Origin of the sequence: Stenotrophomonas sp. AS1, from assembly GCF_048957655.1 — a bacterium.
Classification (GTDB): domain Bacteria; phylum Pseudomonadota; class Gammaproteobacteria; order Xanthomonadales; family Xanthomonadaceae; genus Stenotrophomonas; species Stenotrophomonas bentonitica_A.
Map to the genome: position 1 here is coordinate 268,737 of NZ_JARVXM010000003.1, position 25,981 is coordinate 294,717.

General features: G+C 68.6%; 20 protein-coding genes and 1 tRNA gene. 8 read left to right on the top strand and 13 right to left on the bottom strand.

Annotated elements, in window-relative coordinates:
* Positions 1-42 precede the first annotated feature (42 nt).
* Positions 43-1,410, bottom strand: coding sequence for a metalloprotease PmbA (gene pmbA, locus PV764_RS05480; RefSeq protein WP_421116275.1), 1,368 nt, complete (start codon positions 1,408-1,410; stop codon positions 43-45).
* Between the two features lie 68 nt (positions 1,411-1,478).
* On the opposite strand from pmbA, the gene yjgA reads away from it, so the two are divergent.
* Positions 1,479-2,093 carry a ribosome biogenesis factor YjgA gene (gene yjgA / locus PV764_RS05485; protein WP_019182614.1) on the top strand — a complete coding sequence of 205 codons (615 nt, stop codon included), beginning with the start codon at positions 1,479-1,481 and terminating at the stop codon, positions 2,091-2,093.
* A gap of 78 nt (positions 2,094-2,171) precedes the next feature.
* Here yjgA and tldD read toward each other — a convergent pair whose 3' ends face one another.
* From tldD to PV764_RS05505, 4 genes are read right to left on the bottom strand one after another with little or no spacing between them, the layout of a single operon-like run.
* Positions 2,172-3,617 (bottom strand): metalloprotease TldD, encoded by a 1,446-nt coding sequence (gene tldD / locus PV764_RS05490; RefSeq protein ID WP_019182613.1) that lies wholly within the window; start codon positions 3,615-3,617, stop codon positions 2,172-2,174.
* A 54-nt stretch (positions 3,618-3,671) separates the two neighbouring features.
* The gene (locus tag PV764_RS05495) at positions 3,672-7,532 is read right to left on the bottom strand and encodes a YhdP family protein (RefSeq protein WP_421116276.1); all 3,861 of its coding nucleotides are present in this window, start codon (positions 7,530-7,532) and stop codon (positions 3,672-3,674) included.
* 30 nt (positions 7,533-7,562) lie between these two features.
* Positions 7,563-9,050, bottom strand: coding sequence for a ribonuclease G (gene rng, locus PV764_RS05500; protein ID WP_019182611.1), 1,488 nt, complete (start codon positions 9,048-9,050; stop codon positions 7,563-7,565).
* On the bottom strand, positions 9,043-9,624 hold the full coding sequence (locus PV764_RS05505) for a Maf-like protein (protein ID WP_421116277.1): 582 nt from the start codon (positions 9,622-9,624) through the stop codon (positions 9,043-9,045). The genes rng and PV764_RS05505 overlap by 8 nt, the downstream gene beginning before the upstream one ends.
* Before the next feature lie 130 nt (positions 9,625-9,754).
* Between PV764_RS05505 and PV764_RS05510 the strand changes: the two genes are divergently transcribed.
* Both PV764_RS05510 and PV764_RS05515 read left to right on the top strand, forming a co-directional pair.
* On the top strand, positions 9,755-10,489 hold the full coding sequence (locus PV764_RS05510) for an SIMPL domain-containing protein (RefSeq protein WP_070427441.1): 735 nt from the start codon (positions 9,755-9,757) through the stop codon (positions 10,487-10,489).
* Between the two features lie 354 nt (positions 10,490-10,843).
* Entirely contained in the window at positions 10,844-13,678 is a 2,835-nt protein-coding gene (locus tag PV764_RS05515) for a TonB-dependent receptor (protein WP_019182608.1), read from the top strand.
* A gap of 124 nt (positions 13,679-13,802) precedes the next feature.
* Here the strand turns inward: PV764_RS05515 and PV764_RS05520 are convergent.
* The 8 genes from PV764_RS05520 to PV764_RS05555 form a co-directional block, all read right to left on the bottom strand.
* Positions 13,803-13,879: transfer RNA gene (locus tag PV764_RS05520), tRNA-Asn, on the bottom strand.
* Positions 13,880-13,936: 57 nt separating this feature from the next.
* Positions 13,937-14,407 (bottom strand): 23S rRNA (pseudouridine(1915)-N(3))-methyltransferase RlmH, encoded by a 471-nt coding sequence (gene rlmH / locus PV764_RS05525; protein ID WP_019183383.1) that lies wholly within the window; start codon positions 14,405-14,407, stop codon positions 13,937-13,939.
* Positions 14,408-14,491: 84 nt separating this feature from the next.
* Positions 14,492-14,860, bottom strand: a complete 369-nt coding sequence (gene rsfS, locus PV764_RS05530) for a ribosome silencing factor (protein ID WP_087947504.1) — start codon at positions 14,858-14,860, stop codon at positions 14,492-14,494.
* Positions 14,861-14,981: 121 nt separating this feature from the next.
* Positions 14,982-15,647, bottom strand: a complete 666-nt coding sequence (nadD, locus tag PV764_RS05535; protein ID WP_019183385.1) for a nicotinate-nucleotide adenylyltransferase — start codon at positions 15,645-15,647, stop codon at positions 14,982-14,984.
* A 4-nt stretch (positions 15,648-15,651) separates the two neighbouring features.
* Positions 15,652-16,689 carry a DNA polymerase III subunit delta gene (gene holA / locus PV764_RS05540; protein ID WP_070425626.1) on the bottom strand — a complete coding sequence of 346 codons (1,038 nt, stop codon included), beginning with the start codon at positions 16,687-16,689 and terminating at the stop codon, positions 15,652-15,654.
* A gap of 31 nt (positions 16,690-16,720) precedes the next feature.
* Positions 16,721-17,311, bottom strand: coding sequence for an LPS assembly lipoprotein LptE (lptE, locus tag PV764_RS05545; RefSeq protein WP_421116278.1), 591 nt, complete (start codon positions 17,309-17,311; stop codon positions 16,721-16,723).
* Between the two features lie 162 nt (positions 17,312-17,473).
* A complete protein-coding gene (gene leuS / locus PV764_RS05550; RefSeq protein ID WP_070470989.1) occupies positions 17,474-20,122 on the bottom strand; it encodes a leucine--tRNA ligase in 2,649 nt (882 codons plus the stop codon).
* A 186-nt stretch (positions 20,123-20,308) separates the two neighbouring features.
* Complete coding sequence (locus PV764_RS05555) at positions 20,309-20,920, bottom strand: DUF998 domain-containing protein (protein WP_046273321.1); 612 nt, start codon at positions 20,918-20,920, stop codon at positions 20,309-20,311.
* Here PV764_RS05555 and PV764_RS05560 point away from each other — a divergent pair.
* The 5 genes from PV764_RS05560 to PV764_RS05580 all read left to right on the top strand — a co-directional run bounded on the left by PV764_RS05560 (position 20,919) and on the right by PV764_RS05580 (position 25,948).
* Positions 20,919-21,053, top strand: coding sequence for a hypothetical protein (locus PV764_RS05560; protein WP_266085418.1), 135 nt, complete (start codon positions 20,919-20,921; stop codon positions 21,051-21,053). The genes PV764_RS05555 and PV764_RS05560 overlap by 2 nt on opposite strands.
* Positions 21,050-21,913: a thioredoxin gene (trxA, locus tag PV764_RS05565; RefSeq protein WP_421116279.1), complete on the top strand. Its 864-nt coding sequence runs from the start codon at positions 21,050-21,052 to the stop codon at positions 21,911-21,913. The genes PV764_RS05560 and trxA overlap by 4 nt, the downstream gene beginning before the upstream one ends.
* A 215-nt stretch (positions 21,914-22,128) precedes the next feature.
* Entirely contained in the window at positions 22,129-23,787 is a 1,659-nt protein-coding gene (locus PV764_RS05570) for a FecR domain-containing protein (protein ID WP_421116280.1), read from the top strand.
* Entirely contained in the window at positions 23,784-25,415 is a 1,632-nt protein-coding gene (locus PV764_RS05575; protein WP_421116281.1) for a CHASE2 domain-containing protein, read from the top strand. Before PV764_RS05570 ends, PV764_RS05575 begins: the two co-directional genes overlap by 4 nt.
* A 68-nt stretch (positions 25,416-25,483) precedes the next feature.
* On the top strand, positions 25,484-25,948 hold the full coding sequence (locus PV764_RS05580; protein ID WP_019183393.1) for a DUF4442 domain-containing protein: 465 nt from the start codon (positions 25,484-25,486) through the stop codon (positions 25,946-25,948).
* Positions 25,949-25,981 lie beyond the last annotated feature (33 nt).

Sequence of the window (25,981 nt, forward strand, 5' to 3'; positions counted from 1 at the left end):
CGGCAGGCTCCCCGCCTGCCAGGGCAGCCCCAATAGAATACGTCAATCGTTACCGGCAACGGTCATTCGTCCTACAAGGATCGAACCGGTGTGCACGTGCGAGCGGGTGTCGATGTCGGCACCCACCGCTTCGATGCTGGCGAACATCTCTTTGAGGTTGCCGGCGATGGTGATGCCGTCCACCGGGTAGCTGATCTCGCCGTTCTCCACGCGGAACCCGCCGGCGCCGCGCGAGTAATCACCGGTCACGCTGTTGACGCCCTGCCCCATCAGTTCGGTGACCAGCAGGCCATTGCCCATCTGCCGGGCGATCGAGACCAGATCGTCCGCGTTGGCGGTGACCTTGAGGTTGTGCACGCCACCGGCGTTGGCGGTGGTCGGCAGGCCCAGCTTGCGCGCCGAATAGCTGCCCAGGATGTAACGCTCCAGCACGCCATCGCGGATCAGCGCCGAATTGCGCGTGGCCACGCCATCGCCGTCGAAGGCGGCCGAACGCAGCCCGCGGCGCAGCAGCGGCAGTTCCTCAATGCCGAACCACGCCGGGAACAGCCGGGTGCCAACGCTGTCGAGCAGGAAGCTGGCGCGGCGGTACAGCGCGCCGCCAGAGACGGCGCCGAGCAGATGTCCGATCAGCGAGCGGGCCACCTCCGGCGAATACAGCACCGGCATCTGCGCGGTGGTCATCGAGCGCGGCTCCAGGCGGGCGACGGTGCGCTCGGCGGCGCGGCGGCCGATCGAGGCGGCATCATCCAGGTCTTCCCGGGCCAGCGCGCTGCTGTACCAGCCATCGCGCTGCATGCCATCGCCCTGGCCCGCGATCAGCGCGCAGCCGATCGAGTGGTGGCTGCTGCGCTCGCGGCCGATGAAGCCATGCGAGTTGGCATACACCGACAGGCTCTGCGCAGTCGCGGCGGAGGCACCGTCGGAATTGCTGATGCGGGTGTCGGCCTCACGCCCGGCCGCTTCGCAGGCCAGCGCCAGGTCCAGCGCCGCATCGGCGCTGAGCTGCCAGGGGTGCCAGCCGTCCAGATCCGGGAACTGGCGGGCCATCAGCGCCGCCTCGGCCAGCCCGGCGGCTTCGTCGTCCTCGGTGTGACGGGCGATCGCGCAGGCCTGGGCCACGGTCGACTCCAGGCTGCTCTCGCGCAGGTCGGCGGTGCTGGCACTGCCCTTGCGCTGGCCGAAGTAGACGGTCACGGCGATGCCGCGGTCACGGGTGGACTCGACCGTTTCGACCTCGCCCAGGCGCACGTTCACATCCAGCCCGCGCTCATCGCTGCAGCTGACCTCGGCCTGGGTGGCGCCCAGGGCTTTGGCCCGCTCCAGCAGGCGCTGGGAGATGTCGGCCAGCTGCTCCAGGCGCTGCAGGCTGTCGTCGGCCGGGGAGACTTCAGGGGAGATCACGTTCAATGCTTTATCCTGTACAGGTGAGTGCCCGGCGCGACGCCGGCACAGTTTACGGATGTGGAAATAAGACGATGCGCGGACGCGACGAAGAAACCGGTGAATTCCTTGATATCAGCCGCAGCCAGAACCGCCGGGCTGCGCTGGACGTGCTGGCCCTGGGCGAGAAGCTGGTCTCGCTGACCCCGGCCCAGCTGGCGCGCCTGCCGGTGCCCGAAGACCTGCTGCCGCACATCGCCGAGGCCAAGCGCATCACCGCTCATATCGCCCACAAGCGCCAGCTGGCGTTCCTGGCCAAGCACATGCGCCGCGAAGACGACGCCGTGCTGGATGCGATCCGCAACGCGCTGGATGCCAACAGCGAGACCTCGCGCCGTGAAGTGGCCACCATGCACCGCGTTGAAGACTGGCGCGAGCGCCTGCTCAAGGACGGCGACAAGGCGCTGGGTGCGCTGCTGGATGAGTACCCGCATGCCGACCGCCAGGAGCTGCGCACGCTGGTGCGCAACGCCCAGGCCGAGAAGGCCAAGAACAAGCCGCCGCGCGCCTACCGGGAGATCTTCCAGGTGCTGCGTACGCTGCTGCTGCCGGCCGCGCTCGGCCTGGAGGGCGTGAACGCCTCGTCCGACGATGACCTGGACGACGCGGTCGATACGGATACCGACGGCGACGAGAACGCCGAGGACTGAGCCTCGCCGCTCACGCGGCACCGCCAGCACCAGGCTGGCGGCCGCGTCGTCGGGCAGCACGAGGGCACGCATCCCGGCTCAGGCCTGGGTGCCGCCCACGGTGATGCCATCGATCAGCAGGGACGGCTGGCCCACGCCGACCGGCACGCTCTGGCCATCCTTGCCGCAGATGCCCACGCCTTCGTCCAGGGCCAGATCGTTGCCGATCATGCGCACTTTCTGCATGGTTTCCGGGCCATTGCCGATCAGGGTCGCGCCCTTCACCGGCGCGGTGATTTTTCCGTCTTCGATCAGGTAGGCCTCGGTGGCCGAGAACACGTACTTGCCGCTGGTGATGTCGACCTGGCCGCCACCGAAGTTGACCGCGTACAGGCCACGCTTGACCGAGCGGATCATCTCTTCCGGATCGTGCTGGCCGGCGCGCATGTAGGTGTTGGTCATGCGCGGCATGGTCATGTGCGCGAACGACTCACGGCGGCCGTTGCCGGTCGGCGCCACGCCCATCAGGCGCGCGTTGAGCGAGTCCTGCATGTAGCCGACCAGGATGCCGTCTTCGATCAGCGTGGTGCACTGGGTCGGGTGGCCTTCGTCATCGATGTTCAACGAGCCGCGGCGCCCGTCCAGGGTGCCGTCGTCGACGATGGTCACGCCCGGCGCGGCCACGCGCTCGCCGATCCGGCCGGCGTAGACGCTGGTGCCCTTGCGGTTGAAGTCGCCTTCCAGGCCGTGGCCGACCGCTTCGTGCAGCAGCACGCCGGGCCAGCCCGGGCCGAGCACCACGGTCATCACGCCGGCCGGGGCCGGGATCGCCTCCAGGTTCACCAGTGCCTGGCGCAGCGCCTCGCGGGCGAAGCCCTCCGGGCGCCCCTCGGCGAACAGCTCTTCATAGCTGTAGCGGCCGCCGCCGCCGGAGTAACCGGATTCGCGACGGCCGTGCTGCTCGACGATCACCTGCACGTTCAACCGCACCAGCGGGCGGATGTCGGCGGCAAGCACGCCATCGCTGCGCGCGATCAGCACCGTGTCCACGCCCCCGGAGAGGCTGACCATCACCTGCTGCACGCGCGGGTCGGCGGCGCGCAGGTAGCGGTCCAGGCGCTTGAGCATCTCGACTTTGGCCTCGTTGCCCATGCCATCAATGGGGTCCAGCGCCGGGTACAGCGCGCGGCCGCTGCCACGCACCAGCGAGCGGGCCGACTGCGCCCCGCCCTCGCGCGAAATCGCGCGGGCCGACTGGGCGGCGGCCAGCAGCGCATCGCTGTGGATGTCATCGGAATAGGCGAAACCGGTCTTTTCACCGGCGATGGCGCGCACGCCCACGCCCTGTTCGATCGAATGCGCACCGTCCTTGACGATGCCATCCTCCACGCTCCAGCTCTCGCGGCGCGCGTGCTGGAAATAGAGATCCCCGAAATCGATGCCCGGCCCCAGCAGGGTGCCGAACGTGCGTTCCAGACCGCCCGCATCCAGCCCGGCGGGCAGCAGCAGACGGTCGGTGGCCAGCGAAAGTGCGTTGTTGTTCATGCTCTTTGATCTATGGGCGCCGGGCGCAATCGCAACCCGGGCGCGGGAAAGGAGTCAGCGCGCCGAGGGCGCGGCCGGCGCCGGCCTGGGCGCGGTGTCGCGGTCGATCACCTCGACCTTGGGTTCGGCCCAGGGGCCGGTCACGCGGTAGGTCTTGGCGCCGATCTCGCCCAGCGGCTTGGACAGCACCGCGTTGGCCGCCGCGCCCACCGCGGCGCCCACCGGGCCGCCGGCCACGGCGCCAACGACGGTCAGCAGGTTGCCCGCGCGCGGATTGACGTCGATCGTCTGGTCAAAGCGCTGCTGGCGCAGATCGGTCTGGCCGCGGATGGTGATGTTCGCCGCCGGGCCTTCGATCAGCACCTTGTCGGTGGTGGCCATGCCGTCGCCGAAGGCCACGCTGCCTTCGACCTGGTTGAAGGCGAAGCCCTTGGAGAAGAAATCGCGGAAATCGAACATCAACCGGCGCGGCAGCTGAGCCACGCTCAGCAGCCCGAGAACGCGACCGGCGCCCGGCTCCAGCTCCAGCAGCTGGCCGTTGCGGGCATGCACGTCGAGCTGGCCCTGCAGCGCGCCCAGCTGGAAATCCGACGGCCCCCCCTGCCACCCGGCAGTCATGCTCAGCTGGCCCTGCCCGCCACGCAGCTGGCCGCCGTAATCCAGGTTCTGCATCAGCCCGCCCAGGTCCTCGCTGCTGACCTGCACGTTGAACTGGCTGCGCGCGGCCGCGCCCATGCCCATCCAGCGGCCATTGACGTCGATCTCCTGCTTGGGCGCGCGGAACTGCAGCTGGTCCACGCTCAGGCCGTTGGCCATCGGGCGGGTGCGCAGCACCGCCTGGCCGAGCTTGGCCTTGCCGAACTGCAGGTCATCGATATCCAGCGACAGCGGCGGCACCTTGGCCGGGTTGGTGTCATTGGCACTGGCCTGGACCCGTGCAGGCAACGCCACGTCCGGCGGCAGCAGGATCGGGGCGCCATCACTGGGCGCCTTGACCGGCGTGGGCAGCGATTGCCAGTGGACGCGGCTGAGCTTGCCGACGATGGTGCCGCCATCGGCATTGGGCACGCTCAGGCTGCCCGCCAGCGAGGGGCCATCCAGGCGCACGTCCACGCTGTTGCCGGTCGGACGCAGCTGCAGCCGGGTCTGCTCGAACACCCCACCGGCCAGCAACAGCTGGCCGACCTGCACATCCACATGGCGCAGCGGCATCGGGTCCTTGTCATCGCCCCCTTCGGGCGAACGGGCCAGGCCGACCCATTCCAGCGCATCCAATGAGCCGCTGCGGCCGTTGACCACCAGCCCACTGGCGGGGGGATCCCGATCCACATGGTCACTGCCGAGCGTGACCTGTACGCCGGTCTGGTTGTCATGCGTGCGGGCAGCCAGCGCCAGGCGCTGGCCGAACGCCACGTCCACGCGGCCACTGCCCATCGGCAGCTGCGCGGTCACGGCCGTGGCCAGCGGCGTGGCGGCCGGTTTGTCCAGCGGCGCGGGCAGCTCCAGCGTGGTGCCGACCAGGTCCGAATGCAGCTTGAGCACGGTCGGCGGCTCGACCTTGCTGCCGGCGGCGACCTTGGGCAGGGTCACCCCGATGGTCCAGCGCGAAGTACCCTGGATATAGGGTTTGAGCCAGTTCAATTCCGGCGCGCGGTCCAGCAGCGCACCCGCGGCCAGCGAAGCGGTCAACTCGGATTCAAAGGCCTGCTGCGGGTCGCGCACGAACTCGCCGGCGCGCAGGCTGAGCAGCCCGTCCTGGCCTTGATGCCGCACGGCAAGCTGTTCCGCATCGAAGCCGCCATGGCCGTAACGGGCCTGGCCGCGCATGTTCTCGAAGACCAGGTCGAAACGCTTCTCGGTGAGCGTCGCACCGTTGAGATCGACCGTGCCCTGCAGATGGCCGCCCCCTTCGTCGTGGTGCAGCGGCTGCAGCAGATCGAAGGTGACCGCAGCCGGTCCCTTCGCGGTCAGGTTGTCCAGGGTCTCGCCGTAGGTGGCCTGCAGCGGGCTCTGCTTGAGCATGGCCAGCAGTGCACCGGCATCGCTGCGGCTGGTCGCCTTGACGTACAGATCGGTCACGCCGAAATCCGGGATGCCGGCGTCGAAGTGGTCCACCGCCACGCCCGCCAGGTCGCCCTTGCCATGCAGTTCGAAGCCCGGACCAATGAAGGCGATGTCCGCATCGACCTTGTTCATCGCCGGCCAGTCGTGCTGGAAACGGATGCTGCCAGCGTCGATATGTCCGGTCGCTTCGAAGCGGCCATTGTTCTTGTCGAAGGGCCAGTCTTCCAGATCACCGGTCACCAGGCCCACGCCGCCGCGCACCTGCCCGGAGACCAGCGCGGCGTCCAGCCAATCGGTGGCGGCCTTGCTCATCTTGGAATGGATCCAGAAGCGTTTGGCGGCGGTCATCGGTACATCGTCGATCTTGGCCGCCAGCTCCAGCCACGGGCGCGTGCCGTTGTTCTGGAACCAGATCCCGCCGCGTACATCGGCCGCGTAATCGGTGCCCTGCACGCGCAGGGCCGGGGTGCCGATGCGCCAGCCACCGGCTTCATCACGCCAGCCGACCAGGCGGCCAGCCAGGCGCACGTCGTGGCGCTCGCCGAAGCCGCTGGGCCAATCAAACTGCATGACCCGCTGCGGCTGCAGCTCCAGGGTGAAGCCATCGGCGTCGCCATCGAAGCGGCCGCCCACGCCACTGAGCCCCGGCGAATGCCCGACCGCGGCAAAACGGATGTCTTCCAGGTCGCCTTCGACCGACAGCGGGCCGCCCTGTTCGCCCGCCACCCGCACGCGGGTCATCCGGACCTGCGGCGCGGCGTCATGCAGCCACTCGCGCAGGCCGGGGTCGATCCTGTCGGTCAGCGCCAGGCCGCGCAACAGCGCGGTGGCATCGATGTTGTCGCCGGCCAGCGCGAAATGCTGCCCGCCGGCCAGCAACAGCCCATCCAGTTGCTGGGTGCTGCCTTCCATGCCGATCCGCAGGCGCGGCGCATCGGCGCGCCAGCCACCGTGCACCCAGCGCCAGCGCGCGCGCAGCTCCAGCGTGTCCAGCGCCAGCTGCGGGTGGGTGCCGTCTGCAAGCTTCACGCCGCGGACCTGCACGTTCTGCAGGTCCGCATCCGTGGTGACCATCACCACCCGGTGATCGCGCAGATCCACCCATGCATTGAATTCACCGGTGCCCTGCTGCAGACCGATGCCGCCGAACTGCAGCAGCGAGGACCACGCACGGAAATCGGCCGGATCGGCCGACAGCCACGCCTGCCCATCGCCGCGCTTGCGCTCGAACTCCAGCACCGCTGTAAGCGGCTGGGCGGCAGGATCGGCCCAGGCACGGGCGCCCACGCGAAGGCGCTGGCCGTTGACGCGCAGGCGAAGGTCGATCCGCGGCAGCGAGGCGTTCACGCCCAGCGAGGGCGCATCGACCCGCAGCCGCCCGCCGATCACCTGCAGCTCGCCCAAGCGGCGCAGCGTTTCCAGCGGATCACCCGCAGCCGACTGCGGCAGCCCCTGCACCGACCAGCGGCCGTCATCGGCGCGCTGCAGCACCAGCGCCAGGCCACGCAGGCGCAGCTCGGTCAGCGAGTGACCCGGCAGCAGCCCGGCATACATCGACACCAGCACCTCGGCCTCGCCGATGCGCAGGCCCTGCCCTTCACCGATCCGCAGCCCTTTGAGCTGCAGCAGCGGCCCACGCCGGGTCCAGGCGGTATCCAGCGCATCGAAACGCACCGGCTGGCCGGCACGCGCGCTCAGCCATGCCGCCACCCTGTCCGGATGGCGCTCGGCCAGCGGCAGCAGCTGGCTGGCGGTGCCGACCAGCAGGGCCACGCCCACGAGCAGGACCGCCACCGCATACACGGCATGGCGGCGGATCCGGCGCAGGCGCAGGCGCAGCGGTGTGCTCATCGGAACCTGGGTACGCCGGACCGGCCGCGGTCAGAGCAGCACGACATCGAACTGCTCCTGCAGGTACTGCTCGTCCGCCTGGAAGCGGATGCTCTTGCCCAGGAACTCCTCCAGTTCGGCCACCGCCGAGGACTCCTCGTCGGTGATGCGCGCGACCACCTTCGAGGAGGCAATCACCAGCAGGCGGGCCGCATCGAACTGGCGCACCGCCCGGGTGATCTCGCGGAAGATCTCATAGGTCACCGTCTCGGCGGTCTTGATCGAGCCCCGCCCGCTGCACTCCGGGCACGGCTCGGACAGCTGGCGCTCCAGGCTTTCCACGGTGCGCTTGCGCGTCATCTCGACCAGGCCCAGCGGCGAGAAGTCGTAGACGGTGGTCTTGGCATGGTCGCGGGCCAGCGCCTTCTCCAGCGTGCGCAGCACCTGACGGCGATGCTCGGCGTCATCCATGTCGATGAAGTCGATGATGATGATGCCGCCCAGGTTGCGCAGCCGCAGTTGGCGCGCCACGGCCTGCGCCGCTTCAAGATTGGTGCGGAACACCGTCTCTTCGAGATTGCGCTGGCCCAGGAACGAACCGGTGTTGACGTCGATCGTGGTCATCGCCTCGGTCTGGTCGATCACCAGATAGCCACCGGACTTGAGCGGCACCTGCTTGTCCAGCGCCCGGCCGATCTCGTCCTCGACCCCGAACATGTCGAAGATCGGGCGATCGCCGCTGTACAGCTCCAGCTTCTCGGCCAGCACCGGCATGTACTTGGCCACGAATGCCTGCAACTGGTTGAAGGTCTCCTTGGAGTCGACCTTGACCTTGTCCACGTCCTTGCGGATCAGGTCGCGCACCGAGCGCAGCGGCAAGCTCAGGTCTTCATAGATCACGCTGCACGGGGCGGCATCGCGGCCACGGCGCTCGACCACGTTCCAGACCCGCGACAGGTAGGCCACGTCCTCGGCGATCGCTTCGGCCGGCTGGCCTTCGGCGTTGGTGCGCACGATATAGCCGTAACCGCCGTGCTGGGCCGACAGTTCGGTCACCAGGGTCTTCAGGCGCGCGCGCTCGGCCTCGTCTTCGATCCGGGCCGACACGCCCACCACCTTGGACTGCGGCAGCAGCACCATGTAGCGCGAGGGAATGCTGATCTGCGTGGTCAGCCGGGCCCCCTTGGTCCCGATCGGATCCTTGACCACCTGCACCACGATGTCCTGGCCGTCGCGCAGCAGCTCCACGATCGGCACCGAGGACGGCGGCGGCAGGGTGGTGCCTTCGGTATCGGCGCTGGCCACCGGGGCCGGGCGGATCACGTCGTTGGCGTGCAGGAACGCGGCGCGCTCCAGCCCGACCTCCACGAACGCCGCCTGCATGCCGGGCATCACCCGCTGGACCTTGCCTTTGTAGATGTTGCCGACGACGCCACGGCGCCAGCCGCGTTCGATATGCAGCTCCTGCAGCATGCCGTTTTCGATGACGGCGACGCGGGTTTCCCGCGGGGTGACATTGACCAGGATTTCTTCAGACATGGGCGACTCCCTTCAGTTCAAACGCCTGCAGCAACTGCTCGGTCTGTTGCAGGGGCAAACCCATCACACCCGAATAGCTTCCCGCCAGGTGGCGGATATATCGTTCGGCGCCGCCCTGGATCGCATAGGCGCCGGCTTTGTCCATCGGCTCGCCCGTGGCCACGTAGGCGGCGATCCGGTCCTCGTCGATCGCCGCGAACGTCACCTCCGAGACCACCAGTACGCCCAGCTCCCGGCCGGCGGCGACCAGCGCCACGGCGGTCATCACCTGGTGGGTGCGCCCGGCCAGCGCGCGCAGCATCGCGCGCGCATCGTCGGCATCGACCGGCTTGCCGAACACGCGCCCATCCAGCACCACCTCGGTGTCCGAGCCGAGCACCACCGCGTCCGGGTCATGGGCGACCAGCGCCAGCCCGGCACGCGCCTTGTCGGCGGCGACCCGCTGCACGTAATCGGCGGCCGACTCGGCGGGCGCGCGGACTTCAGGCACGTGAAGGTCGAGCGCCTGGAACGGTCGGTCCAGGCGCGCAAGCAGTTCGTTTCGTCGGGGGGATCGAGAGGCGAGATAAAGCATCGAGGAAGCATAACCTGAGGCTACTGTCTGAATCGCAAGCAACACCCTCCAATCGTCATCAACCCCATCAAACCTCACGACGCGTTCATCGCCCCGACACCAACCTCAACGCCTTCACAAGGAGATGTACATGCGCCGCCCGTCCCTGTCCCCGTTGCTGCTCGCCCTGTCCCTTGCCCTGGGAGCTTCGATGACCGCCCACGCCCAGTCCCAGCCCGCCATCGCCGTGCCGGCCGACGGCACCCTGCTCAACATTTCGGCCAATGCCGAGGCCAGGCGCGTGCCGGACGTGGCCACGCTGTCGGCCGGTGTCGTCACCCAGGCCGTGGACGGCAACACCGCCATGCGCCAGAACGCCGAGCAGATGACCAAGGTGCTTGCCGCGATCAAGGCCGCCGGCATTGCCGAGCGCGATGTGCAGACCAGCGGCGTCAACCTGAGCCCGCAGTACCGTTACGCCGACAACGAGGCGCCGAAGATCACCGGCTACCAGGCCAGCAACACGGTCAGCCTGAAGGTGCGCGACATCGCCAAGCTCGGCAAAGTGCTTGATGCACTGGCCGCGCAGGGCGCCAACCAGATCAACGGCCCGCAGTTCGAGATCGACCAGCCCGAGCCGGTCTACGACGAAGCCCGCCTGGCCGCACTGAAGAAGGCCCAGGCCCGCGCCGAAACGTATGCCAAGTCGCTGGGCCTGCGCGTGCGCCGGATCGTGAGCATCTCCGAAAGCGGTGGCGGCAACTTCCGCCCGGTGATGATGCGTGCGGCAGCCGCGCCGATGGCGGCCGATGTCTCCACGCCGGTGTCGCCGGGCGAATCGACCGTGTCGGTCAACCTGGACGTGGTGTTCGATCTGGGCCGGTAACACGTCGCAGCAGAGCGGACCCACGGTCCGCTCCTGCCTGGGATGACGGCGCCTTAGGGCGCCGTCATGCTGTCCGCGGTCGGAGCCCGACTGCAGTCCGCGGCGCACCGCCATCGTCGATGGTCAGGTCGCCGGGACCGATGGGTGCCGGTGGAATTCTCGTTGCCGCGTTGATGCGTCCGGAGAGCCCCGCGACGGGGCTCTCCCCATTCATACAACGCCCTCACGCCATCTTTCCCGAATTAAGCAATTTTTCACACTTGCGTCACCTGCCGGAAACCTAGATTGGCGCCGTTGCCACCGTTCTGGTGTCGACTTATTGACATCTAGGTTTTCCCAGTCAGGAGAGAAGCTGTGAAACACCCGACCCAACGCCGCGACGACAGCCGCCGCAATACCCTGGCCCATTCCATTTCCACGATCCTGACCAGCGGCGCGCTGCTGCTGGTAGGGGCCATGGCGTCGTCCTCCGCGTTCGCGCAGGAGCAGGCGACCAACCTTGACCGGATCACCGTCACCGGGTCGAACATCCCCCGCACGAATACCGAAACTCCCTCCCCCGTCCAGGTGGTCACCCGCCAGGAAATCGACCGTACCGGCAAGACCACGGTCGCCGAGTATCTGCAGACCCTGACCGCGGACGGGTCAGGCTCCATTCCCAAGACCTTCGGCAACGGGTTTGCCGGCGGTGGCGCCGGCATCTCGCTGCGCGGCCTGGGCGCCGGCTCCACGCTGGTGCTGTTGAACGGCCGCCGCATGGCGACCTACGGCCTGGCCGATGACGGCCAGAAAGTCTTCACCGACCTGAGCACCATTCCGCTGGATGCGGTCGAGCGCATTGAAGTCCTGAAGGACGGCGCTTCTGCGATCTACGGTTCGGACGCCATCGCCGGCGTGGTCAACATCATCCTGCGCAGCGACTTCAACGGCGCCATTCTGCGCGCCTCCTACGGCCTGTCCGGCGACAGCGACGGCGATGCCAAGAAGGCCACCCTGACCGCCGGCACCGGCGACCTGGCCACCGATGGCTGGAACGCGTTCTTCAGTCTGGACGTGGGCAAGACCGACGCGATCAAGATCAGCGACCGCAAGAACCGCAAGTGGATCGGCACCGGTGATATCCGCCCGTGGGGCTATGGCAACAACGCCCAGTTCCTGGGTGGCGCCGCGCTCTCCGGCGGTACCCGTGGCGGTGTGGGTCCGAACGGTTCGGTGTTCGACGACCGTGCGGTGACGGATGACGACCCGGCCTTCCTCGTCGCGCTGCCGGGCTGCGCCGGTTTGACCACCATCCCCGGCCAGAACGATGTCACCGCCCAGCAGCAGGGCTGCCTGTGGGATCCGGCCCAGCTGTACCGTGACCTGACCCCGGAAGAGAAGTACGTCAACGTATTTGGTCGCGCCAGCTTCGCCTTCGGCGAGGGCGGTGAGATCTACACCGAAATCGGCTACTCCAAGAAGGAAACCACCTTCAGCAACACGCCCTCCGGCGTTTCCGGTGGCTGGGGCTATCCCGGTGGCCCGGTCAACGCCAACAGCGGCGATGGCGCCACCGTGCTCAGCCCGACCCACCCGGACAACCCGATCCCCGGCCAGGCCTCGCGCCTGCGCTACTCGGCCTGGGATGTCGGCCCGCGTGTGACCGAGAACACCAACGAGTTCAACCGCTTCCTGGTGGGCGTCAAGGGCAACTGGGGCGAGTGGAGCTACGACACGGCCTACCTGCATTCGGGCACCGACCTGGTCAACAAGCGTACCGGCTTCCTGAACTACGACGCCGTGCGTTGCGTGCTCGGCAATCCGGCCTGCCCGGCAGGCGTGTGGCGCATCGGCGACAACGCGGGGCTGAACTCGCAGGCCCTGTATGACTACATCTCGCCGGACATCAGCGCCCGCGCCAAGTCCAGCCTGGACATGTTCGACTTCACCGTGTCGCGCAGCCTGGCCGACCTCAAGGGTGGCCCGCTGGGCCTGGCGCTGGGTACCGAATGGCGCAAGACCAGCAACAGCCTGACCCCGCAGACCTTCACCGACCAGGGCCAGATCATCGGCCTGGGCTACTCGGCCTACGACGGTACGCAGAACGTGTACGCCGGCTATGTCGAGCTGTCCGCCCCGGTGCTGGAGCAGTTGGAACTGTCCGGCGCGGTCCGTTACGACAAGTATGAGAGCGGCGAAGGCAAGGCGACGCCGAAGGTCGGGATCAAGTGGACCCCGGCCGACTGGATCGCCGTCCGCGGCAGCTATGCCGAAGGCTTCCGTGCCCCCAACCCGGCCGAGAACGGCGACGGTGGCCTGGCCGCGTTCTCCAACGCTTCCGATCCCGTGCGCTGCCCCGGCGGCAACCCGGCCCCGGGCGCGAACGATGACGATTGCGGCGCACTGCCGGTCGCCATCATCACCCGCCCCAACGCCGACCTGAAGCCGGAAGAGTCCAAGAGCTACTCGGTGGGTCTGGTGCTGCAGCCGACCTCCAGCACCTCGATGACGGTCGACGCGTGGCAGATCAAGCGCACCAACGAAATCGCCCAGGGCAGTACGGCCGAAGCGATTGCCGCGGGCAATGTGCTGCGTGACAACAACCTGCTCAATGGCGTTCCGGGCACCGGCAGCATCCTGGCGGTCAATACGCAGTACATCAATGCGGCATCGACCCGCGTGCGCGGTATCGATACCGACATCCGCCAGACCTTCGACATCGGTCCGGGCCAGCTGGAAATGGACCTGCAGTGGAGCCACGTGCTCAAGTTCGAGCGCACCGATGCCGACGTGACCGTCGACTATGCCGGTACCCACGGCAACTGCGACGTCACCAACTGCATCGGCACCCCGAAGGACCGCATCAACTTCGGTACCACCTGGAAGCAGGGCCCGTGGAGCGTCAGCGGCGTGGCCAACTACATCTCCAAGATGGAGAACACCGACTTCCGCGGTCCGGACGGCTCGTATCAGTTCGCCTATGCCGACGGCACGGATGTCACCAAGATTTCCTCGTTCACCACCTTCGACCTGTCCGGTCGCTGGAACATCACCGAGGCCTTCGAACTGAATGCATCGGTGCAGAACCTGTTCGACCGCATCGCTCCGCTGGATCCGACCACCTACGGTGGCGTGAACTACAACCCGCTGCACTTCAGCGGTGCGATCGGCCGTTACTTCACCGTCGGTGCCAAGTACACCTTCGAATGAGGTAGCCGCACTTGGGGAGCAAGGAGCCCGGGCAGTGCCCGGGCTTTTTGTTGCTCGGCCACGCGAGTTGCGCACATCGCAGGCAAAAAAAAGCCCCGCATCGCTGCGAGGCTTTTTCAAATCTTGGCGCCCGAAGTTGGACTCGAACCAACGACCCCCTGATTAACAGTCAAGTGCTCTAACCGGCTGAGCTATTCGGGCGGGGTGCGCATTGTAGCCCGTTTTTCGCGAGATGTAACCCGTCTGGCGACAACTATTTCACGCACGGTGATACGGATGATTGGCCAGCATGGCCGCAGCGCGGTACAGCTGTTCGGCCACGACCAGGCGCACCAGCATGTGCGGCAGCGTCAACGGCCCGATCGACCATTTCTCGTCGGCCATCGCCGACACCTCGGCCGAGTGGCCTTCCGGCCCGCCGATCAGGAACGCCAGGTCCCTGCCCTGCCCACGCCAATGCTCCAGGCGCTGGGCCAGCTGCTCGGAACTGAGTTGGCGGCCCGGCACATCGAGCGCGACCACATAGGCATTCTTCGGCAGCGCGGCGATCACCCGCTTGCCTTCGTCATCGGTCGCGCGGCGCGCATCGCGACCCTTGCCGCGCAGGCCGGGCTCGATCTCGACCAGCTCGAACGGCAGCCAGTGCGAGAGCCGCTTCTGGTACTCGGCAAACCCCTGCGCGACCCAGGATGGCGCGCGCTCGCCGGTGGCGATCAACCTGGCTTTCATCGGTGTCCTCCGCAGCTACCGCAGGCGGCGCCGCAAAAGACAACGGCGCCATCGGCGCCGTTGTCGTGACCGGGCACGCTGCGATCAGCGCGCGTCGTAGTCGTCGTCCGCATCGTCGAGCAGCTCGATCGGCGGCTGGTCGCCCACCGTCCACAGGCGCTCGAGCGCGTAGAACTCACGCACGCGCGGCAGCATCACGTGGACGATCACGTCGCCCAGGTCGACCAGCACCCATTCGGCTTCGCGCTCGCCTTCCACGCCCAGCGGCATCACACCCAGCTTCTTGGCGAACTTCACCACTTCATCGGCAATCGACTTGACGTGACGGCTGGAGGTGCCCGAGGCGATCACCATGTAATCGGCGACGCTGGAGCGGCCGATGACGTCGATCTCAACGAGATCCTTGGCCTTCAGTTCTTCGGTGGCCCCGCGCACGCACTCGAGCAGCTGCATGACGGAGGGCGCCGGATTGGGCAGTTGGACCTTGATGGTCTGGGGCTGGGCTTGGTTGCTCAAAGCGGGTCAACTCGATAAATGTGGGGCCGATTATACGGGGCGGCGGGGCCGCGCGTATTCACGACGGTGTTGCGCCGTACAGGCGGTGACCGAGGATGTAGTCGGCCACCGGCGCCGGCAGCAGCGCCTGCCAGGGACCGTCGGCCTGGATCTGCGCCCGTACGGCGGTGGCCGATTCCTCGCGCAAGGGGGCCTGCAGACGCAGCAGGCGCCCGGCCGGGGCGGTGAACAGCGCGCGCTCGTGGCTGGCCCAGCGTCCTTCCAGGGCCTTGGCCAGGACCGGGTCGAGCGTGTCGGCCAGCGGGCTGCCCGGGCGGTCGGCCACGATGAAATGCGCCAGCTCGAACAGCGCGCCCCACTCGTGCCAGCTGGGCAGGGCCAACAGGCTGTCGGCCCCCACCAGCCAGGCGATGGGCTGGCGCGGGCCCAGTTCGGCGCGCAGCTCGCGCAGGGTATCCACGGTGTAGGACGGCACGCCGGGCTGGCGCTCGGCGCGGTCCAGCTCGTGCCGGTCCAGCAGCAGGCCCGGTTCGTCGCCGACGGCCAGGGCCAGCATGGCCAGGCGCTGCGCGGCATCGGCGCCAGGGGCGGCGCGGTGCGGCGGATCGGCGGCCGGCAGCAGGCGCACGGCCACCTGCAGCTGGTCGCGCGCGGCGCGGGCAATGGCCAGGTGGCCCAGATGAACCGGGTCGAAGGTCCCGCCGTAATAGATGCGCAGCCCCATGGGCTCAGGCCCGGGCGAGCAGGCGCACGGCACGGGCTTCGGACACGGCGATCAACAGCCGCTCCAGCGCCAGCCAGGCATCGCCATCGGCGCGCCCCTTGGCGATGCGGTCCACCAGCCCGGCCTCGGCCACGAAGCGCTCCCAGCGCTTGACCTCGGGATGGCGCTGCAGGGCGCGCTTGAACGGCGCCTGCCGCGATTCCCAGATGCCGCGGCTCTTCATTTCCGCGGCCAGGTTGCCACCGCGCGCCTGCACCCGCGCCAGGCCGGCGGTGGAAAGCAGCTCGCGGATCACGATCGGGGTCAGGGCCGCCACGGCTTCGCCTTCGGCACGCAGCCCGGCGATCATGCGCAGCACCGCGGCAGGCTGGCCGGAGAAGGTGGCTTCCACCAGCCGGAACACGTCATAGCGGGCGGCATCGGCCACCAGCGACTCCATCGTGTCCACGTCCAGCGTCTGGCCGTCGGCCAACAAGGCCAGCTTGTCGATTTCCTGGGCGGCGGCCAGCAGATTGCCCTCCACCCGCTCGGCCAGGCGCTGCACAGCCTGCGGATCCGCGCGCAGGCCCTTGCCACGCAGGCGGCGCTCGATCCACTCGGTGAGTTCATGCGGCTTGATCGCCCACGCCACCGAGATCACCCCGGCACGGCCCACCGCATCGGCCCACTTGGTCTGGTGGGCCTTGCTCCATTCGTTGCAGGTGATCAGCAGGATCACGTCCGGCGCCGGGTTGGCACAGAACTGGCTGATCACTTCAGCGCCTTCCTTGCCCGGCTTGCCGCTGGGCAGCCGCAGTTCCATCAGGCGCCGGGCACTGAACAGGCTGGGGGCGTTGAAGCTGGCGTCGAGCTGGTTCCAGTCGAAGTCACGGCCATCGGCATCGAACACTTCGCGTTCATTGACGCCGTCGGCGCGAGCACGTGCACGCACGGCGTCGGCCGCTTCCAGCACGCGCAGTGTTTCCGGCCCGGCGATCAGATACACCGGAGCCAGCGGCTGGCTGGCCGGTTGGCTGGCAAGCTGTTCGGGACGAAGTTCCATCCGGGCAGGCCGATCCGCGGGCGGAGCGGGCTCAGCGCCCCTGCGGCACGTCGGCCGGCACCGCCGGCGTGGCCGGGGTGGTGGCCGGCGTCGTGCCGGGCTTGGCCGGGGCACGGCCGTGCTCCAGCTCGGCACGGACCACGCTGTCGATGCGGCGCATGATCGAGGCCGACATTTCACGACGCAGTTCGTCGGCGAGGATCTCGCGCTCGGTGGTGGTACCGGTGGCGTCGGTCGGCGGCGACACGTAATCGCGCGAGAGCTCGATCACCTGCTGCGGCACCAGCTCGCTGCCGTCTTCGCGGCGGAAGATGAAGATCACCGCGTAGCGCAGGCTGTATTCCTGGGCACGGCCCTGGGCATCGATCGCGATCGGCAGATCGCCCCAACGCTCGGACAGCACCTGAAGCTGTGCGGCAGGTTCGGTGCTGTCGCTGTCGGCAATCTGCGCGCCCGAGGCCTGCAGGCCACGACGCAGCAGCTTGACCAGTTCACTGTAGGGCGCGGTGGACACCACCTGCACCGCCGCCGTATCGGCTGGCAGCATCAGCTTGTTGCGCAGATGGAAGCCGCAGCCAGCGAGGGTTGAGGTCAGGACAAGGGCAAGCAGGAATCGGGTCATGGACACAGTCTGTAGGAGCCGGGCGGTCGCGGCAACAAGCAGTGATCGTGCCGGATGCCGCGTGAACAGGACTTGATACCGGGCGGCCTGCATGGCGCGTCCGGACCCTGCCCCTGGAGATCCGTGCCACCGGGCGCGCAGGCACCCGGCGGCACGACAGCATCAGCCCTGCGCAGCGGCCACGATGTTCACGATCTTGCCCGGCACGATGATGATCTTGCGCACGGTCAGACCTTCCAGGAACTTGGCCGCGTTCGGCTCGGCCAGGCCCAGCGCTTCGATCTGATCACGCGGGGCATCGGCAGCGACCTCGATCGTGCCGCGCAGCTTGCCGTTGACCTGCACTGCCAGCGTCACCGCGTCGCGCACCAGCGCGGCCGGATCGGCCTGCGGGAACGCCTGGTCTTCCAGCAGTTCCTCGGCGTGGCCCAGCACCTGCCACAGCGCATGGCTGGCATGCGGGGTGATCGGGTTGAGCAGCAGCACGGTGGCGCGCAGCGCTTCCTGGCGGACCGCACGGCCCTGCTCGCTGACGTCATCGAACTTGGCCAGCGCGTTCATCAGCTCCATCACCGCGGCGATGGCGGTGTTGAAGCTGTGGCGGCGGCCGTAGTCGTCGCCGACCTTGCCGATGGTTTCGTGGGTCTTGCGGCGCAGCGCCTTCTGCTCGGCGTTGAGCGCGGCCACGTCCAGCGCCGGGGCGGCACCGTCGGCGGCGTGCTTCTGCACCTGCGCCCACAAACGGCGCAGGAAGCGGGCCATGCCGTCCACGCCGGCTTCGTTCCACTCCAGCGACTGTTCCGGCGGCGCGGCGAACATCGAGAACAGGCGCACGGTGTCGGCACCGTACTTGCTCACCATCACCTGCGGGTCCACGCCGTTGTTCTTGGACTTGGACATCTTCTCGGTGCCACCGATCACCACCGGCTGGCCGTCGGCGATCAGGGTCGCGCCGACGATGCGGCCGCGCTCGTCGCGCTGCACATCCACGTCGGCCGGGTTGATCCAGTCCTTGGAGCCGTCCGGGTTCTGGCGGTAGTAGGTCTCGGCGATCACCATGCCCTGGCACAGCAGGTTCTGCGCCGGTTCGTTGCTGTCCACCATGCGCGCGTCACGCAGCAGTTTGTGGAAGAAACGGAAGTACATCAGGTGCAGGATCGCGTGCTCGATGCCGCCGATGTACTGGTCCACCGGCAGCCAGTAGTTGCCGCGCTTGTCCACTGCGTCGCGGGCACCTGGGGAGGTGTAGCGCGCGTAGTACCAGCTCGACTCCATGAAGGTATCGAAGGTGTCGGTCTCGCGCTCGGCCGCGCCGCCGCAGTCCGGGCAGGTGGTCTTGCGCCATTCCGGATCGGCCTTGATCGGCGAACCGGTGCCGACGAAATTGACGTTCTCCGGCAGGACCACGGGCAGCTGCTCTTCCGGTACCGGCAAGGCGCCGCACTTCGGGCAGTAGATCACCGGGATCGGGCAGCCCCAGTAGCGCTGGCGGCTGACGCCCCAGTCGCGCAGGCGGTAGTTCACGCGGCGCTGGCCCTGGGCCTTGCGCTCGAAGCGCTCGGCCAGTGCTTCGAAGGCGCCCTGGAAATCCAGCCCGTCGAACTCTTCGGAGTTGACCAGTTCGGTGTCGCGGGTCTTGTCGCCATACCAGTCCTGCCAGCGCGTGGCGTCGTAAGCGCTTTCTTCCTTGCGCAGCGACTTCAACGCGATGACCTGGCGGATCGGCAGGCCGTACTTGTTGGCGAATTCGTTATCGCGCTGGTCATGGCCCGGAACGGCCATCACCGCGCCGGTGCCGTAGCCCATCAGCACGAAGTTGGCGACCCACACCGGCACCTGGGCGCCGGTGACCGGATGGATGGCGCGCAGGCCGGTATCCATCCCGCGCTTTTCCTGGGTTTCCAGTTCGGCTTCGGAGACGCCGCCCTGCTTCATCTCGGCCAGCAGCGCGGCCAGTGCCGGGTTGGACTTGGCCGCGTGCTGGGCCAGCGGATGCTCACCGGCGATGGACACGAAGGTCACGCCCATCACGGTGTCCGGACGGGTGGTGAACACGCGCAGCGGGTCCAGCGTGCTGCCGTCGGCATCGCGCACGTCGAACTGGATCTCCAGCCCTTCCGAGCGGCCGATCCAGTTGCGCTGCATGGTCTTGACCGAGTCGGGCCAGCCCGGCAGTTCATCCAGGCCGTCCAGCAGTTCCTGGGCGTAATCGGTGATGCGCAGGAACCACTGCGGGATCTCGCGCTTTTCCACCAGCGCGCCGGAACGCCAGCCGCGGCCGTCGATGACCTGCTCGTTGGCCAGCACGGTCTGATCGATCGGGTCCCAGTTCACCACCGCGTTGCGGCGGTAGGCCAGGCCCTTGCGCATCAGGCGGGTGAACATGCGCTGCTCGTGCACGTAGTACTCGGGCGTGCAGGTGGCGAACTCGCGCGACCAGTCGATCGCATAGCCCATGGCCTTGAACTGGCCACGCATGTGCTCGATGTTGGCGTAGGTCCACTTGGCCGGCGCGGTCTTGTTCTTGATCGCCGCATTCTCGGCCGGCAGACCGAACGCATCCCAGCCCATCGGCTGCAGCACGTTGTGGCCGGTCATCCGCTTGTAGCGGCTGATCACGTCACCGATCGTGTAATTGCGCACGTGGCCCATGTGCAGCGCACCGGACGGATACGGCAGCATCGAGAGGCAGTAGAACTTCGGCTTGTCCGAGGTCTCGGTGACCTCGAAGGCACGGGTGGCATCCCAGTACTGCTGGGCGGCGGATTCAACCTGCTGCGGATCGTAAACGTTGGGTTCGACGCTGGTCATAAAAACGCTAGTGCGGCGGCAAAGCGGCACAGGGTACCGCAGTGCGGCATAGGGCTCCAATCGAGGTGGCCCACCGCAGCGCCCAAACCCGTCATCTCATTGAATTGACTGGGGATTGGCCGAATACGTCATCGCCCTGCCCTGGCCCCGGCGCGGTGCCGGGGCGCAGCGGCAGGTGAACCGCGCTCAGGCACGGCGCGCGCCCGGGGCCAGCGGCAGTACCGCCACCAGCCAGACCAGCCACGCACCGAAGGCCACGCGCTGGGCCAGCGGTGCCGGCAGCAGGGCCTGCAGGGCGAACGCCGCCAGCAGCACGCCCAGCCCGCAGGCCAGGTGCAGCGCGCCCACGGCGCGCCACGCCGGCAGCCGCAGCGCGCCGATCCCGGACATCACCGCCCCGGGCACGAAGGCCAGCACCCAGACCATCCACGCGCTGGCGTGGTATTGGCTGGCCGGGTTGTCCAGGTCGCTGGTATCCAGCGGCAGCACGCCCATCGCGGTGAAGCCGACCCCGGCCAGCATCAGCAGCTGGGCGCCAACGCGCATCGACCACGGCGCCGTGCGCGGCACCCGCAGCAGCAGGCGCAGCGCCACCAGGCTGGCCAGCAGGCCGGGCAACGCGAACCCGACGATATTGAAGGCCAGCGCATGCGGCACGCCCATCGCGCCCAGCAGCGCCACCGGGTGGCCGATCGGATCGAACAGCGGCAGCGCCGCGCCGAAACCCAGCACCGCGCCCACGAACAACACGGCGGCGGCAATGCCGAGCGCCCCTTCCCAACGTTGGATTCCCTGCATGTTGCTCACCCGGCTGCGTTACAAGGCCCGTATTGTCGCCGCTTCCACGCCGATCCGCCGGCCGGGGTTGCGTCCGGCCGCGGCCGGCACCATACACTTGATCTCCAGTTTCCCGGTTGATTTGAAACCATGAGCGATCTGCCCCACGTCTTTGACGCCACCACCGAGACCTTCGAGACCGAGGTCCTGCAGAAGTCCCTGCAGACCCCCGTGCTGGTCGATTTCTGGGCCACCTGGTGCGGCCCCTGCAAGACCCTGGGCCCGATGCTGGAAAAGCTGGCGGGCGAATACCACGGTGCCTTCGAGCTGGCCAAGGTCGATGTCGACAAGGAACAGCAGATCGCGGCCGCGTTCCAGATCCGTTCGGTGCCCACCGTGTTCCTGGTCAAGGGCGGGCAGATCGTGGACGGCTTCCCCGGTGCGGTGCCGGAGGGTCAACTGCGCGAGTTCCTGACCCAGCATGGCGTGGTCCCGCTGGAGGCGGCCCCGGACGAGGAAGAAGCCGTCGAGGCGCCTCCGCTGGATCCGCAGGCCCAGGTCGACGTGCTGCGCGCGGCGATCGCCGCCGAGCCGGACAAGGAAGAACTCAAGCTCGACCTCGCCCTGGCCCTGCTGCAGACCGGCGCCACCGCCGAGGCCACCGCGCTGATCGATGCGCTGCCGGCCAATCTGTCCACCGATGACCGCGCCGTGCGCGCCCGTGCCCGCCTGGAGTTCGCCAGTGCGCTGCAGGAGGCCCCGGCCGCGGAGATGCTGGACGCGCGCATTGCGGCCAACGGCGACGACCTGCAGGCCCGCCACCTGCGCGGCGTGCAGCTGCTGCTGTCCGGCCAGGACGCCGCTGCGCTGGAGCAGTTCCTGGACATGCTGCGCCGGGATCGCACCTATGACGACGGGCGTCCGCGCAAACTGCTGATCGATGCCTTCAAGGTGATCGAGGATGAAGATCTGGTCGGCCAGTATCGCCGCCGCATGGCGTCGCTGCTGTTCTGATCGCCGGCGGCCAGCGCCTCTCGGGGCGCTGGCCAGTCGAACCTGCCTATCCCAACTGGCAGCTTTGATGTGTGACGTGAATCACGTTCAGAAACCCTGCACGGCTCCCGGGCAATAATGCCGCCGCGGCCCACTGGAGGCTGCGATCCATCGGGGAGGATGAGGTCTGGGCCATGGCGGCCTACTTGGCTGCGCCCCGCCTTGCAGGGCCGTGAATGACCGTGAGATTGACCCGATTGCCTCGTTTCCCTTTGGCTGCCCGCCTTGTGGTGCTGGTGGCGTTGCTGCTGTCCGCCGCGCCGCTGCTGGCACAGGACTGGACCTACCGGGTGCGTCCCGGCGACACGATCTGGGACCTGAGTGCCCGCTACCTCAAGCCGTCCATTGCCTGGGAACAGCTGCAGTCGCATAACGGCATCGCCGCTCCCTACCGCCTGCCCCCCGGCAGCCAGCTGCGCTTCCCGGTGGCCTGGCTGCAGGTGCAGCCCGCGCCGGCACGCGTGCTCGCCGTGCGCGGCCCGGTGCAGAGCCAGGCCGACGGCCAGCCCCGTCGCGATGTGATCGAAGGTGATCTGCTGCGGATCGGTCAGGAGCTGGTCACCGGCGAGGACGCCAGCGTCACCGTGGTGTTCGCCGATGATTCGCGTCTTCAGCTGCGCGAGCGCTCGCGCCTGCGCTTCGACCAGCTCTCGCGCTACGGGCACACCGGCATGGTCGATACCCGCCTGCGGCTGGAACAGGGCCGCGCCAGCAACCGGGTGACCCCTGCCAAGGGACCGGCCTCGCGCTACATCATCGATGCACCGACCGCGACCAGCAGCGTGCGCGGCACCGTGTTCCGGGTCAGCGCCGGCCAGGACGGCCGCGGCGCGGCGACCGAAGTGCTGGAAGGCCGGGTGCAGGTCGGCAACCGCCGTGGCCAGCGCTTGGTCAGCCGCGGCCAGGCCACCCGCAGCCCCTCGCTGGACACGCGCCCGGCCGGCCTGGAGGCGTTGCTGCCCGCACCCATGATGGCGACCCAGCCGCAGCGGCTCGCCACCCTGCCGGCTACCGTGGCCTGGCAGCCGGTCAGCGATGCTGCCGGATACCGGGTCGAGGTGGTCCGCGCCGATCAACCCGACGTGCTGCTGTTCGGGCGCGATACCGCTGCCACAACGCTCACCCTGCCCGACCTGCCGCCAGGCGAGCTGCGCCTGCTGGTACGGGCGGTCAGCGCAGCGCAGGTCGAAGGCCTGGACGCCAGGCAGGACTTCCTGGTGCGCGATCAGCCGGTCCCGCCGCTGACCGTGCGCCCGCTGCATGGGCAGACCCTCAACAGCGCGCGCCCGCGCTTCGAGTGGACCCGGGTGGCCGAGGCCGAGCGCACGGTGCTGCAGATCGCCCGCGATCCGCAGTTCCTCACTCTTCTGCTTGAACAGGACACCCGCGCCACCCACCTGCGTCCCATCCTGGATCTGGCCCCGGGGGACTATGTCTGGCGCGTGGCGTCGGTGGATCGCAACGGCGACCGCGGCCGCTTCGGCCAGCCGCTGCCGCTGACCATCACCGACGAGCCGGTCGACCCGGCGCTGCAACCGCCGGAAGCCGCCCAGGGCCAGCTGACCCTGCGCTGGCAGGCGGGCGAACCGGGCCAGCGCTATCGCGTGCAGCTGGACCGCCGCGGCGATTTCAGTGCGCCGCTGCTGGATCGCGAACTGGACCAGCCGGAGGTGTCGATCAAGCGCCCCTGGCGCGGCACCCTGCATGTGCGCGTGCAGTACATCGACGACGACGGTTACGCGGGGCCGTTCTCGCCGGCACAGCAGATCGCCCTGCCGTGCCGCACCTGCTACGCCACCGGGGGCAGTGCGCTGCTGTTGTGGCTGCTGCTGTGACGCCGCTGCATCTGCCCTGGCCCCACCGCCTCCTGCTGGCCGCGCTGGTCGGTGCGCTGGCGGTCGCGGCCAGTCACTGGCAATGGTTCTGGAAGCAGGACGAGGCGGTCTACGACGCCTACGTCGGCGGGTGGGAGTACACCCCCGACGCCCGCCTGCTGATCGTGGCGATCGACGACAACAGCCTGCAGCAGCTGGGCCAGTGGCCGTGGCCGCGCGGCACCCACGCGCGCCTGCTGGACCGGCTCACCGACGCCCGCGCCGAGCGCGTGGTGCTGGACCTGATGCTGTCCGAGCCGGACCGGCAGGACAGCGCCCAGGATGCCGAGCTGGCCGCGGCGATCCGCCGCAACGGGCACGTGGTGCTGCCGGTACTGGCGGCCCCGGCCAGTGGCCCGCGCATGGCCGAGGAACTGCTGCCGATCCCACTGATCGCCGCCAACGCGGCCAGCCTGGGGCACAGCGATATCGAAGTCGACGGCGATGGCGTGGCCCGTGGCCTGTACCTCACCGCCGGGATCGGCTCACCGCACTGGCCGGCACTGGGGCTGGCGCTGGCCGACACGCGCGGCCCGCTGCCGGGCCTGCATGACCCCCAGCCCGATCTGGCCTCGCCCTATCAATGGCGGCGCGACCACTATGTGCGCGTGCGCTACGCCGGCCCGCCCGAGCGCTTCCCGCAGGTTTCCTATGCCGACGTACTCAACGGCGAGGTTGATCCGGCCTTGCTGCGCGGGCGCCGGGTGCTGGTCGGAACGACTGCCAGCGGGATCGCGCCGCGCTTGCTGACGCCCACCACCCGCGAGCGCTGGATGAGTGGCAGCGAGTACCAGGCCAACGTCGCTTCGATGCTGCTGGCCGACAAGGTCATCAACCCGCTGCCGTCGGCATGGCAGAGCGCCCTCGCCGGGGTGCTGGTCGCGCTGTGCTGCCTGTTGTTGACGCTGCCGCGGGCATGGCTCATCGGCGTGCTCGCCCTCCCGCTGACGCTGCTGCTCAGCTTCGTGCTGCTGCGCGCGGGCAACCTGTGGTTCGCACCGGCTGCGGCCCTGACCGGCATGCTGGCCGTGCTGCTGGCCTGGACGCTGTGGCGGGTCAGCGCCTGGCGTCGCCAGGCCAACAGCGATGCGCTCACCGGGCTGGGCAACCGGCTGCGCTTCGAGCAGACCCTGCAGGCCGAGCACGACGCCGGTCGGCGCAGCGGGCGGCCGCTGAGCCTGGTGTTGATCGATGTGGATCACTTCAAGCGCCACAACGACGAGTTCGGTCACCAGGCCGGTGACACCGTGCTGCGCCGGATCGCCCAGGAGATCCGTGCGCACGCGCGCCGCCCGCGCGACATGGCCGCGCGCTTCGGCGGCGACGAGTTCGCGTTGATCCTGCCCGACACGACGCCGGAAGGTGCGGTGCAGGTGGTGCAGGACCTGGTCGCACGGGCGCAGGGGCTGGAGATTCCGGCCGGCCGCGGTGCGACCACCCATATCACCCTGAGCGCCGGCGTGTTCACCCGGGTGCCGACGCCGGGCACCGAACCGCGTCACTTCTTCGAAGGAGCCGATGCGGCGCTGTACCAGGCCAAGGCGGCCGGGCGGAACGGCTATGCGGCCGATGACGGCGGCCCGGGCTGAGCCCCGCCAAGCACCATACGCAAGCGAATGTTAGACTCCGATCACCTCCCCAGCGTGACGTGATCCGAATGAAGGCCGCTGTCTTCCGCCACGGCATCAACCTGTGGCCGCCGTTCCTGTTCACCGGCATCCACGTGACCGATGTCAGCCCGGACTACCGCCATGTGCGCGTCGAGCTGCGCATGCGCCCGTGGAACCGCAACTACGTCGGCACCCACTTCGGTGGCAGCCTGTTCGCGATGACCGATCCGTTCTGGATGCTCACCGTGATGCAGAACCTGGGGCGCGATTACTACGTCTGGGACCGCGCCGGCGAGATCGAATTCCTCAAGCCGGGCCGCGGCACGGTGGCGGCCGAGTTCCGTCTGGACGAGCCACTGCTGGACCAGTTGCGCGCAGCCACCGCCGACGGCGGGAAATACCTGCACTGGTTCAGCAATGACATCGTCGATGCCCAGGGCGAGGTCATCGCGCGCGTGCGCAAGCAGGTCTACCTGCGCCTCAAGCCCGGGGCGCGCCAGCGCGCGGGGTGAACGACAGCGCGCTGCTATGCTCGCGCGCCGGCT